Annotated in this window: 11 protein-coding genes; all 11 read left to right on the top strand. The window is 44.3% G+C overall.

The window, feature by feature from the left end; translation table 11 throughout:
- Positions 1-13: 13 nt before the first annotated feature.
- The 11 genes from ABIO93_RS06220 to ABIO93_RS06270 all read left to right on the top strand — a co-directional run bounded on the left by ABIO93_RS06220 (position 14) and on the right by ABIO93_RS06270 (position 13,073).
- Positions 14-2,521, top strand: coding sequence for an ATP-dependent Clp protease ATP-binding subunit (locus ABIO93_RS06220; RefSeq protein ID WP_348065545.1), 2,508 nt, complete (start codon positions 14-16; stop codon positions 2,519-2,521).
- Between the two features lie 2 nt (positions 2,522-2,523).
- Positions 2,524-3,372: a hypothetical protein gene (locus ABIO93_RS06225; RefSeq protein ID WP_348065547.1), complete on the top strand. Its 849-nt coding sequence runs from the start codon at positions 2,524-2,526 to the stop codon at positions 3,370-3,372.
- Between the two features lie 106 nt (positions 3,373-3,478).
- A complete protein-coding gene (locus tag ABIO93_RS06230) occupies positions 3,479-3,934 on the top strand; it encodes a hypothetical protein (protein WP_348065549.1) in 456 nt (151 codons plus the stop codon).
- Between the two features lie 30 nt (positions 3,935-3,964).
- Positions 3,965-5,326 carry a type VI secretion system contractile sheath protein TssC gene (locus ABIO93_RS06235; RefSeq protein ID WP_348065551.1) on the top strand — a complete coding sequence of 454 codons (1,362 nt, stop codon included), beginning with the start codon at positions 3,965-3,967 and terminating at the stop codon, positions 5,324-5,326.
- A gap of 42 nt (positions 5,327-5,368) precedes the next feature.
- Positions 5,369-5,776 (top strand): type VI secretion system tube protein TssD, encoded by a 408-nt coding sequence (gene tssD / locus ABIO93_RS06240; RefSeq protein ID WP_348065553.1) that lies wholly within the window; start codon positions 5,369-5,371, stop codon positions 5,774-5,776.
- A 129-nt stretch (positions 5,777-5,905) separates the two neighbouring features.
- Positions 5,906-6,904 (top strand): M23 family metallopeptidase, encoded by a 999-nt coding sequence (locus tag ABIO93_RS06245; protein ID WP_348065555.1) that lies wholly within the window; start codon positions 5,906-5,908, stop codon positions 6,902-6,904.
- Between the two features lie 22 nt (positions 6,905-6,926).
- A complete protein-coding gene (locus ABIO93_RS06250) occupies positions 6,927-8,744 on the top strand; it encodes a phage baseplate assembly protein V (RefSeq protein WP_348065557.1) in 1,818 nt (605 codons plus the stop codon).
- A gap of 27 nt (positions 8,745-8,771) precedes the next feature.
- Positions 8,772-9,395 carry a GPW/gp25 family protein gene (locus tag ABIO93_RS06255; protein ID WP_348065559.1) on the top strand — a complete coding sequence of 208 codons (624 nt, stop codon included), beginning with the start codon at positions 8,772-8,774 and terminating at the stop codon, positions 9,393-9,395.
- Positions 9,396-9,402: 7 nt separating this feature from the next.
- On the top strand, positions 9,403-11,220 hold the full coding sequence (locus ABIO93_RS06260) for a hypothetical protein (RefSeq protein ID WP_348065561.1): 1,818 nt from the start codon (positions 9,403-9,405) through the stop codon (positions 11,218-11,220).
- The gene (locus tag ABIO93_RS06265) at positions 11,221-12,189 is read left to right on the top strand and encodes a hypothetical protein (protein ID WP_348065563.1); all 969 of its coding nucleotides are present in this window, start codon (positions 11,221-11,223) and stop codon (positions 12,187-12,189) included.
- A 50-nt stretch (positions 12,190-12,239) separates the two neighbouring features.
- Complete coding sequence (locus ABIO93_RS06270; protein ID WP_348065565.1) at positions 12,240-13,073, top strand: TssN family type VI secretion system protein; 834 nt, start codon at positions 12,240-12,242, stop codon at positions 13,071-13,073.
- The last annotated feature ends 26 nt before the right edge of the window (positions 13,074-13,099 follow it).

Consider the following 13,099-nt stretch of genomic DNA (forward strand, 5'->3'; position numbering starts at 1 on the left):
TTTAATGATTCTCATGAATTTCAGCCCCGACCTCAAACGAGCAGTCCAAATAGCCCAGGCAATAGCCAAGGAAAATCAGCATGCTGCATTTTCTCCCGGTCATTTGCTGAAAGGACTGCTGCATAATGATGTAGGCTTATCAAGCTTGTTGGCGACGTGGGAAATTGATGTACATTATCTGAGAGATTGGGCCGATATCCGGATCGAGAAATATCCGAAATCAGCACGGATTGAAGGTGAGCCGAGAGGTGACGCCCAGGTTCAGGCGACTTTTGAAGTAGCAGATATCATACGAATGAAGCTGGGGGAGGATGAGGTTGCACCTTTGACAGTACTCATTGCAATTGCTCGTCCAGGAGTAGCATTTCAAAAGGATCAGCTTAAATCTTTTCCGGTAACCGAATCAGCATTGCTTGAAAAGGCATTGGCCGAAACCAGCATTCAGAATGCGGTAAATCCAGCCGCATCTGCCGGGGCTGCCAAAACGCAGTCATCCGCGGGAGGAAGTATCACATCTCAGGCATTACTGAAATTTTGTGTCGATAAAACTGCCATTGCACGGGAAGGAAAGCTGGATCCGATCATTGGCCGGGATAAAGAAACCCGGATGACGGTCGAAATCCTGGGCCGGCGCACCAAACCCAATGTGATCATTGTGGGAGAGCCCGGCGTAGGAAAAACAGCGCTGGTAGAAGGCCTGGCCCAATTAATCGTCGCAGAACAAGTGCCCGGGCATCTGATGAATGCGTATTTGTTCCAGCTGGATATGGGCGCGCTCATTGCAGGTGCATCTTACAAAGGAGAAATTGAAGACCGGCTCAAAAATATCATTGCCGAAATAAAACAGTATGATCGCGCGCTGCTCTTTATCGATGAAATCCATGTACTGATGGACCCGAAAAGCGGCGCAATGGGATTGGCCAATTTGCTGAAACCAGAACTTGCCCGAGGTGAGCTGACCGTGATCGGGGCAACTACATTGGACGAATTCCGGAAATTTATGGAGCCCGACGAGGCTTTTGCACGCCGGTTTGAGCTCGTCAAAGTGGAGGAACCTAATGAGACGACCGCCAGCAGGATGATAGAAAAGGTGGTTTCACTGTTTGAAGATCATCACCAAATCAAGGTTGCGGACGGAACCATTGGTGAAACGGTACGCCTTGCAAAAAGATATATCAAAGACCGCCGCCTGCCTGATGCAGCTATTGACCTGATCGACAGGACGATGGCGGCGATGAAGCTGATGAGCGAGACATCGCAGCGGGAAATAACATTTCTACGAAGCGAATTGGCAGCATTGCTTGAAATACACGCCGCCGGCGATCCGACATTGTATCGCCAAGAACTACTTTGGTTTGAAAGCCAGGCAAAAGACCGCCTGAGCCCAATATTGCTGGGTCAACTTGAAGAACAACCTGAAATTGCACAAATGGAAGTGCCGGAAAGCATTGCTGATTACCTGGCGGAGCTTCTGAATCAATTGGAAGGATTGAGCGGACAAAAAAAGGAAACCGTTGAAAAAAGTGACGTTGCTGCGGTTGTAGCACATAAAACCGGCATTCCGCTCGGGAAAATACAGGCGAAGGAGCGCGAAAAATTAATGCAGCTGGACGACCACCTGAAAAAGCGTGTTGTGGGCCAGGATCATGCTATTAAAGTGATTTCCGATGCTATTCTGGAAAATCGTTCGGGACTTAGCCGCCCTGGACAACCCATAGGGTCTTTTTTCTTTTCTGGTCCGACGGGTACCGGAAAAACGGAACTTGCCAAAACGATGGCTGATTTCCTTTTCAATGATGAAAAAGCGCTGATCCGGTTTGATATGTCGGAATTTAAGGAGGAGCATTCGGCAGCCGTGTTGTATGGCGCACCTCCGGGATACGTCGGTTATGAAGAAGGAGGTTTACTGGTAACAAAAATCAAGGAGCAGCCATTTGCCATAGTATTATTTGACGAGATCGAAAAGGCACACCCGTCGGTATTTGACCTGTTTTTGCAGATACTGGACGAAGGAACATTGCACGATCGGCTTGGACGTGAAGGTGATTTTTCAAACGCGATCATTCTTTTTACATCCAATATCGGTGCCGACTGGATCGTAGAGCAATTTGGTTTAGGTAAAGTACCTGCATCGAATGACCTGCTGGATATCATGACGCGCCATTTCCGCCCTGAATTCCTGGGACGGCTCACGGAGATCATTCCATTCAGTCCAATCACCGAACAAGCGGTAGTCAACATTTTCAAGATCCAGCTGAAACCACTGGTTGCATTACTTGAAAAACAAGGTATCACTCTTCATCTTGATGACCAAGCTGCAAAAGCATTGGCATTGGAAGGATTTACACCAAAATATGGGGCCCGCCCCATTCGCGGCGTGATCCGGAACAGGCTGAGAAGGCCACTTTCCCGGATGATTGTTTCGGGGGAGATTGGAAAAGGTTCGGAGGTGAGTTTGCGGGTTGGGGAGAGTGGGGAGTTTGAGTGGGACAAACATTCAGCGGCAAATTTAATAATTTAGAAATGGGTAATGTATTTAAGATTATTGCGCGTTCCTTCGCCCCATTTAAACGGTTTGGACGGATGGTAGTATATGGAGACTTCTATTGGGGGGAATATGAAGGAGATGATAGAACTTTCAGTACCAGCTTAAAAGTGTCTTCCAGGGTAAGTTCCAGTTTGCACCTGACGCTTAATCCATTAAAAAATCTGGGAGATATAGTACAAAGTCATCCAACTCGCGGTTTTGGTATGACGTCAAAGATAACCTCGAAAGCAACAGAATATTTAGCTGATACGATTGGCACAATTGGCGAAACGTTCAATCTAAGCGGGATAGTTGAAAGGCGGGAGAGGGAATATCATGAACCCAGCCGGATCGACCGGACAGGGCACACCGTAACGTCTAAGGAATTTTCGTACGGAACGTCAGATGTCAGAAAAGAAGGGGAAAATATAATAATCCAACAATCTTATCATGGCTCTATACCATTAGTCGACGTTCTGGCTGGTGATATTGATGTAACCAATAACATTGTCATTAATTTGGAAGTTGTTGATAATAAGGTAACTAGTATGGTAATAAAAGGCTCATTGGTTGGCGATAGATTTCCTTGGGCTGAGGTGCTGTTGGTTGATTCATTAAACAATGTAATCTTTTTGCACACTTTTAAGTCAGACTGGGGACCGAATACGGGGCCGGTATTAGCACTACTAGGGGATATGAAAACCCCTATGGGAAACTACACAGCAAAGGTGCATTTAGACAAGATGGGGGTAATTAACAAAGTTTCCGTACCCAGCGCCTCGACCATAGTGAATAAAAATTCTATGTATTCTGTCGAACAGTGGAATGCAAGATTTTATGCTTAGTGACAAATGGTCAGTGGGTTAGCAATAACATGCAGAGAAGGATACAATAGTGGAGATCTGCGGCTTAATTTCATATTAATCTAATTACGTCAATAATTTCTTAAAAATGGCAATAGAAAAACCCCAACTCGGTGGCGTCGTGATCGACGAAGGCACCTCGGAAGCTATCAAGCTGCTTCATGACAACAAAACGGCAATCATTAACAAGTTCACGACGGATTCAATCAGTCAGGAACCTGTGGAGGGTATCCAGAAATTACAGGATGCATTCGATCACTTTCAACCGAGCGTAGACATATCGCACACTACGGAAGACGGCCAGGATGTGAACGAAACACTGCATTTCTCCAATGTGAGCGCCTTTACTGTGAAAGGAATGATTGAGCAAAGCAGTTTTTTGCAGGATCTCAAAAGTAAGGAAGACGATTTTCAGACAATAGTTAAAAGACTTTCAACCAATAAAGTTTTTCAAAAACTATTGGCGGATCCAGCCGGTAAAGCGGCATTTGTTGAAGCATTGGAAGCTTTGATCACAGAACTGGACGCGGCGGACGAAGCGTAAATTTTAACATTTAACCTAAATTCATTTCCTATGGCACAAGAAGAACAGGAATCCTTAAGCAAGGTTAAGGAACTTGTAACCGAGAGAGCTGCGCCACGTCCGCTTGCCCAAACATTGCCCCAGCTGGCCAAATTCGGAGGATTCGATTTCATCAAAACCGTCGTTGATGGTACTGAAAACATGGATCCGACAAAAAAGGCACGGAAAGCTATGTTTCTGGAAGAAGAGGAGAATAAGGCAGATCGTAAAAAGCTTAAAAAACGCCTGCAGAGTATCCTTGATCTGGTAACATCGCATGACAATGCGGCTGATATGATTGCGGATGCAGAAGCCAAAGCATCCTCTGCCAGCCAAACCCTGAAAACCAATCTTCTCAATTGCCTCGAACAGACAGGAGAACTCGAAAAATCATATCGCTCTCTCGCGCTCTTCTTCGAAAATACTGCTGAGGAAAAGGTCAAAAACCTGGTGCTTTTTGATGCAGGGAACGATATGACCACGGATATCGACGGTTTTAGCAATCCCAGGGGGATTTTTGAGCAAGTCGCAAAACAGCTGCGCGACAATTACGATCGCTTTGACCTGGTCAATAATTATTCACTGATAGTCGTTCCAGGCTGGCTTAAAAAGAATATTATCGTCGATAAGTGGGCTGAGCTGGCGCACCAGAACAAGGTGATGCTGATCACGGATTATCGTCATCTGGATAGCGCAGAAGATGTAGAAGCTACATTTGATAAAGACAAATTGACCGGCTCGGATCCGCATAAGGCCCATGTGATGATGCCCTGCAACTGGATCATCGGCCGCGAATCAAATACGGATATTGGCGAAACAGAACATTTGTACGTGCCGCCTTCCATGGCCCTCGCCGGGTTAATCTGGGGCGGGAACATAGCCCAGCCAGTGGCGGGTTTGGCGCATGGAAAATTAAAAATGGCAAGCGGTACCCGGTTTATGATGCGGAAGAACGAGGTAGCTCAACTTGAAAGCCGGGGACTTATTCCCTTGATCTACGAATGGGGGAGAGTCGTGCCACAGTCTGCACGCACCTTATTCACCGGAGACAATATAGGTATGCAGACGTATAGTGTGGTGCGTGTTTTTGACTGGGTGGGTAAAATTATGCAGGATTTCCTGAACCGGCGGACTTTTGAAAATGTCGACATCATGATGTTAGCAGACATTCAAAAGCAAGTTTTGCGGTTTTTGAGTTCGATTGAAGGACCTGGTAAAGTAATCGAAGGATACAGGAACTTGTCAGTTAAAAGAGATCCGCTTAAACCAACCCACGTTGTAATCAACGTAGAAATGAAGCCATTCTTTCCGGCAAAAGTATTTAACATCAGTCTTACCGGAACCAAAGGAGATTGGGACACCGAAATCAAGTAGTACTAAACTTTTCAATCACAATAACTTTAAATTCAAACAATCATGGCACATAAGGCTACGCTTAAAATTGATAATGTCAACTTCGAAGTTTTACATTGTTCCTATTCGTTTCACCAGCACGTTAACCCGCATACTAATGAGACAACATCTGAAATATTTGGGGGAAATATTGATTTAACAGTTGCCACGAGGAAGGATGATACAATGGGTAACGGGAATACCATTATTAAACTGATGCTATCGCCGCATCATGACAGTTCGGAAGGAATGGTTGAGTTTTTCAACCAAAAAGGAGAGTCTATTCGTCAAATCGGGTTCAAGGATGCGGCTGTTGTTAATTTTACCGAGACATTTTCGCTTTCCGGCGACAATGCAGGTGTACAGTCATTTACAATTTCATCCCGATCACTGGACATTAATGGCACGCCGCTCAAATTGAAGAGGGAGTAAATACAGGGGGCTTTCAGGATGTTGAGAGCCCTCATTTGTAGTTTATATTGTTCTCAAAACTGAGATGAAGAGTCAAGTAAGTTTTATTTGTAATGTGACTTCCAGATATCTTAATGATGTAGTGATCAGATGGGACAAAAACCGCAAGGAAGAGATTCGGATTTCTCCATAGGAAATGGTGCTGAACCTATCAAATTGTACTTTAACGGTAAGTTCTTCTGGACAGAAAATATAGTTCGAAACTTTCGGTTTCTTGCTGTTTCAGGAGATTGGGAAAGATCCGATATATATAATCGAGTTGAGAGCAAGGGGTGGCGAATTTCAAAAGGTGAATACTGGATCAATCCATCAGATTTTGGCCCGCGAAAAAAGCCAGAGTTAATGATGAGTCGAGTAGGAACAGAAAAACAGTCGCGCAATTTCAGTATGCCAATTAGCAAAGTCAATCTTCATTCATATGGGGGATCGGCAGATTTTTTTATCCAAGGTCAGGAAAACTATTATTATTCCTCTGGATCGGCGATCAACCTTGCAGCAAATTTTGACCGCTTTGTTGAAATCATGCAGGACGAGCTAAATCAAAAGCCCAACTGTAAAATTGAAGTTAGTGTAGGTTATCATAATGAATTCAAAATTAGAAAGCCGCTTACCTTCATGTCCATTCGCATGTATCAGTTTGGTCGATATGACCCTGCCTCAAATCTTTTTGGTGCAGGTGTTAGAAGGGAAGGTAAGGGAGATCATTGGGGGTGGGATCTTATCGCACCGGTGGGAACTGCCGTGTTTGCGATTGCTGATGGAAAGATATCAGAAATTTATCCTGATTTGAAAGGGTACGGATTGTGTGTAGTTCAGGAATTCGAATGTGATAGGACTAAGCTTTATGTACTGTACGCACATATGGATCAGATCGACGTGAAAAGTGGAGATGAAATACTGATAGGCCGTATTATAGGTCGCACAGGCAGGTCTGGAATAACCCTACCAATGCCAGAAGATGAAAACCATCTTCATCTCGAAATCAGCAAACTAAAAGTGCCACAGGGAGGTGGTGCAGGACGCATAGATCCGGTAAGAATATTCGGGCCAGTGGCTATACAATCTAAAAAAATCGAAAATCAACAGTAACCGACTGAATATAGCTGAAACCATGCCCTCGACCACCCAGTTCCTAGCATCGACAGAAATTACTATCAACGGCTTCGTTATCAAACGCATCAACAGCATTTCCATTAACCAACCGTTTGACAATCACCATAGCTTTGAGATCAGCATTTCTCCGGATATGCTGCCGGGTAAACCGTTGACTGTGGATATTAAGAAACTGGCTGAAAAGGTGGTAGGGGAGTCGGTGATAATTAACCTTAAACAGGGTTTGAAACAGGAAAATGGTAACATCAGTGATGAGCAAAAACTGATGTTCAAAGGTTTCGTATCATCGGTCCGGTTAAGCAAAGGTTCCAGTACATCCAATACCATTGTCATTTCAGGTATGAGTCCGACGGCTATGTTGAGTGCGGGGCGCACTACACGGTCTTTTACTGAAAAAAACCTTGATGGAATCGTTGATAAGGTGATGAGCCCCTTTGGCGATTTTCCAAAGAAAATTGGCGCAAATTATAAAACGGCGATACCATTTGTAACGCAATATGAGGAGGATAACTTTCACTTTTTGCAGCGCCTGGCCGAAGATTATGGCGAATGGATGTTCTACGACGGAGAACATTTTGTTTTTGGTAAAGATAAGCGGGATAAAGGTGATGTGATTGCATTGAAGCATGGCGAGAACATTTTTGATATGCAATACAGCCTGAGAGCCACGCCTATGAATTTCAAAGGATTTTACTATGATTATCTGACCGATAAAAGTTATGAGGCACCATCATCCGGGGAGAGTGTTTCGGGGCTTGGATCTTATGCGCAGGTGGGTTTAGGGAAGTCGGAAAAGTTGTTTAAAGATGAGTTGATCGAAATCGGATACCAGAATTTTCACGAAAACGGGCTATTAAAAAAAGCGATTAAACTTAAAAAAAGCGAGCAGGCGAATAAACTGGCGGTACTCACCGGCCGGACGCCGGAAATGCAGATCAAGCTAGGCGGCACGGTGAAGGTTACGGATACTTTTACTAATGCGGAAAATAAATCGGAAGTGATTGACTACGGGGCTTTTGTTGTCACAAAACTGAGCCATTACCTCGATACGAGAGGCGTTTACCAATGTAATTTTGAGGCACTACCCCAAGACACTGACTTTGCGCCAGTGGATTATCGCATTATCCAGCCCAATGCCGAGCCGCAGGCGGCGGTGGTCATGAAGGTTGACGATGAAAAAAGCATGGGACGGGTAATGGTTCAGTTTCCATGGCAAAAAGCTGATAATGAAATGACACCGTGGATCCGGGTCGTGAATCCGATGGCTGGTAAAGAACAGGGTGTCTACTTCATTCCCGAAATCGATGAGGTTGTGTTTGTGGATTTTGAATTTGGTAACCCGGATATTCCTTTTGTTACCGGCAGCATGTATCACGGGCAGGTTTTACCGGGGAAGAATCTTTTCAACACAGAAAACAACATCAAAGGCATCATTACCAAAGGTGGCAATCATATTATTATCGACGATACCAGCGGCAGTGAGAAAATCCATATCTATAATAAAGACAACAAAAATGAAATTGTGCTGTCTATGGCAGACAAAAGCATTAAGGTGAAAAGTGAGGGGACGATTTTTCTGGAAGCGACAAAAAGCATTGAAATGAAAGCCCCGAAAATTAAAATGGAAGCCAGCGATGAGCTTAACATTAAGGCTGGTAAAACGCAGTTTGCCAATGATCAGAGCATTGAAATCAGTGCCGGTACCAGCGTTGAGGTCAATTCCAGCGGAAAAGGAACATTTAAAGCATCGGCAAGTCTGGACCTGGATGGGGGAGCTGCGGCAAGTTTGAAAGGTGGAATGGTGAAGATTAATTAATTCCTGGCATAGACTAACGCTATCAAAATGACTGACGACTTCTATCCCGTTCCGCCTTCTTTCGGCGCCTTAATGAAAAGACAGGGTACGGAAAGGAATTTTGTCGAAATAGCCAGATTGTTGGGATCATACGACGAGCTGATCAAAAGGTTTGGCGATGGTAAGAAGCTGGAAGATTACCAGATCATCAAAAAATTGATGAACGCCCGAAAATGTCTCACTTTTCAGGAACTAAGGCAGCAAATGATGTTCAGTGAGGTTGTAGATTATTTAGTTGAGGAAACGGTCATTCAAAAAATAAATGTTAAGGAATCCATTCACCAAAACATTTCCTTATACCTGGCCACAAGACCAAAGGAGTATTATTTCGATTCCAATTATGGCTGCATTGTACATCATTTTGACTTCCGGCAGTTGAATGATACGCCAAGCAAAGACCAGCTCAAACGTTCGGTTTCGGATTATTTGCAAAAATTTGAGACACGGATCGCTGTCAATAATGTCAATGTCGATATCAATGATGTGCAGGAAGTAATGGAAGGCGGAACACCGCGTATCTGTCGCTACATCACAATCAACATCGGCAGCACATTGGTACAAACGCAGGAAAGGCTACCTGATATGAAGTTCAGACTTGTGAGATATTCTTAACAATCGTATGTATACTGACCCGAAACGATACAAAACACGTGAAACTATCCGGAACGAAATGATCCGGGAGATAGCGCGTTTGTGGCAGTATGATGAAAGCGAATTAGCGATTGAAGGTTTTGATCCGTTGGTCGGCATGTTGCTGGGCGCATTTGCAACCGGCCTTGAAGGCGTTTACCACGAGCTCGACAATTCTGCCAATCGCATTGTGATGCGGTTGGCGAGCCTGCTGACACCGGAAGTATTTACGGGTCCGCAACCTGCTCATGCTGTAATGAAAGCGGCTATTGTAGATTCTGTCCATGAGGCAGTTTCGCTGAATTCGTTTAGCTGTAATGTAATGGGCAAAGAATTATTCTTTTCACCTGCCGGGAATTATTCTCTGTATAAGGCAAAATTGAATTCTTTGATTACCCAAAGCAGGATCAGGGAAATGGGCACCTCGCCAAAGGAAAATTTCATGGACGAATCCTTACCCCTTGACGAAGCATGGCTTGGGTTAGGCTTGGATCCGGACATAGAAAATTTCGATAACCTTCCCTTATTTTTCGATTGGCGTAATGATCCTAACCGGTACCTGAATCTAAGCCGGCTAGCGGGATTGCGAATATTTTTGGAGGACCAGGAATTACAGGTAACGCCGGGTTTGGTCAACAATAAGGCAAAGGAATTCGTAACAGCCGATGCTCATGCTATTGAGAGGCAGGAACGGATGATTGAACGGTACTACCATTCTAATTTTTTCAGCCTAAGCAGCCGGAATGTTTCTACAGGAGAACACATTCCGCTGAAAAAAAACAAGTATCCCGCCGACTTGGTAAAACTGCTAAGTCCTGATGATTTGCAGAAATACTTCCAGCAGGATCTGTTGTGGGTAAAAATCAAATTTCCTGGGAGTATCGCGCCTGACGTCATTTCCAGAATTGTGATTGATCTGAATGCAATTCCGGTGATGAACCGGCGGTCAATCAGTCAGGCGTATGATTTGAAGCCACTGTTCAATACTTTCCCGATTCGGGTCGAGGGCGGTGAGCAGTTTTTAGGAATGTTAGAAGTCGAAGCTCCTTCCGGGATAAAACTTACAAATACCCAGCAGTTCACCCGGGACAATTCGAGTCAGTATTTACTAAGACAACGTGGGGTAACCCGGTTTGATGAGCGTGATGCGACAGACATGCTTTCCTATCTGGTTGATCTGTTGCGGGATGAAAGTGCGGTTTTTAAGGCGATCGGGCAAAGTGAGATCGATGCGGATGTCGAAGAGATCCGAAAACGCCTTGAACGTATTACGAACATGATTATGAAGGATAACTTTCCTAATTGGTTTTTGACTACTAAAACGGCCGAGAAAACTGGAAGGATCAACCTGAAATACTGGTCGACCCGGGCAGAGGAAGCCAACAACATTGCTTTTGGGATGAAGCTTAACCGCGACCGCTCAAATGCAGCATTCACAGATGATAATGTGTTGCTTACAACCTCTCTCGGCGGAAGCCGTCCGCTTCAGGGAGACGACTATCTGCCTGTTTTTAAGAAAGCGATTTTGACGAGGGGCCGGTTGGTAACGGTTGAGGACTACAAAGCTGCGTGTTTCGCCGAGTTGGGTGACAGAGTAAAAAAGGTGGAAGTAAAAAGAGGCTTTTCCCTGGGAAGTTATCCATTTGAAGGCCTGCAGCCAGCTCTGGAAATTTATTTGATACCCAATCAGGAAAAGCCACTCACCGCGGACCAGTGGCTGGATTGTAAGAAACAGCTGAATGTCATTTTTGAAGAGCAATCGCCGGGTATTTTACCAATCAGCATAACAGTTAATGGTATCGGATAGATGGATTTAACAACTGAGGATATCCACACGCTGCTGGATCAAATGCCGGTAAAACGTTTGAAGGCGGAATTTGTACTGGACGAACTCATTGAGGCAGGGTTTTGCAGAAGGGAGGATTTGGTAGTTTCCCCCGGCAGGTCCTCGTCTTATTTCTTTGAGCGGGATGTGAGTGGGATTGAGGAGATGCTGAACCCTCACAGTGGTAATTCCTGGTTTAAAGCCAATATACCCAGGGACGGGTTTTATGATTCCCTCCCTGAAAGGTTGTTCCATCGGCCTATGGGGCGCGTGAGAAATAATGACGAATGGCTTGATATCCGTGAGGAGGAATCGAGACAGGAGGAAGATGCGAGATTATTCTTTTCTCCGTTTGACAACGCTGTCAGTCAGCAGCTTATTCAGATAGAGCGCTTTGAAAAGAAAGCACTGGCCGGAAACGACCATCGCTTTTTAAGGGAATTTCTAAAAATCTTTTGGCCTGATTCCATAGAATTGGAGCTAACTGAAAAACAGAAAGTCAACCTGCTTCATCTTACGATCATTGCACATGAAGTTGCGGGAAATATCACACGTATGCAGGAATGTTTTAATCAGATGATCGATGATCCGGTTAAATTGTTTTACGAACACAGGCAATTCGAAACTTCCGTTTTAAACGATTTTCCGTCAATGGGAGAAGCGGTACTAGGGGTAGATGCAATGCTAACCGTAGAATCTTTTGCTAAATGGAATAGGCTGATCATTCAGGTTGGGCCATTGTCTTACGAAAAAATGAGCCTTTATTTCCCTGGACATAAATGTGAAAGACTACTCCATTTTCTTTGTGACGTTCTGGTCCCGACGGAGATTGATTGGATGATAGACTTGATTCCCAGCACTGGTAGCGAACAGGAAGAGGAAACTCAGATCTGTTTTTTCATGGATGATTTAGGGAAATATCCGGTGCTTGGATATACAACATTGTTATGACGTGAAATTTCATTGGTAGAAAATGATAATACTTAAAATAATCTGGTGATATGAGCTTGGTATACCTCCTGGCGGGCATTCTTTTGATGACGATATGTGCAATGGTACTCTTGTTCCGAATGAATGTGCCTCAAATTCGCGTGGTTCGACTAGGTATAGGCGCTTTTGGCTTTTTGCTCATTTTTGGAGGCATTGGGCTGTTACTGGCTTATGTGTCATTAATCAACGCATTCATCCTGTTATCCCTCATATCACTGGTTTTTGGAACGGTATCTTTAATCTGGGGGCATTATGTGTTTCCATGGTTTAATCCGGGCGATTTTAAACCTGGTTTTCTTACATTATGCACCTGGATCGGCTGGTCAGCATTTGGTTTTGCAGCGATTTATGGCTTACGGTCCGTAAAAGCGCCTTTATTTTTACCGGTTTTGATCATTGGTATATTGCCGTTCCTCATTCCATATTTGTGCTGGTTGTCCTACGATTATTGGATGAGCATTCCGGAATTACGTTATAGGAGATGGCATTATGACGGGCAAAGGGTGCTGCCCATTCTCGAACCAATCAACGTCATCCAGGTGAATATTCAGTTTACCAAAATTCCGGATGAAGTGGAACCGACTTTCGAAGGATATTTGGTAGAGTTTCCGGGGGATGTTGATCTTGGGACTTTATACCAATACTTCATTTATTCCCATAACAACCGGCACCGGGACTACAAAAAGAGTCCGATTATGCATAGCAATGACGGAAGGCCCCTCGGGTGGTTAATGTTTAAACAAGGCCTTTCTAACGAACGAATTTATCTGGACAGCACTAAAAGTCTCAGACAAAACAGCGTTAGGGATCATGATACAATTTTAGCACAAAGTTATTCCGATTAATAAAAATGATCTTACCAGAAATAAAA

The organism is Dyadobacter sp. (genome assembly GCF_039919315.1).
Taxonomy (GTDB): domain Bacteria; phylum Bacteroidota; class Bacteroidia; order Cytophagales; family Spirosomataceae; genus Dyadobacter.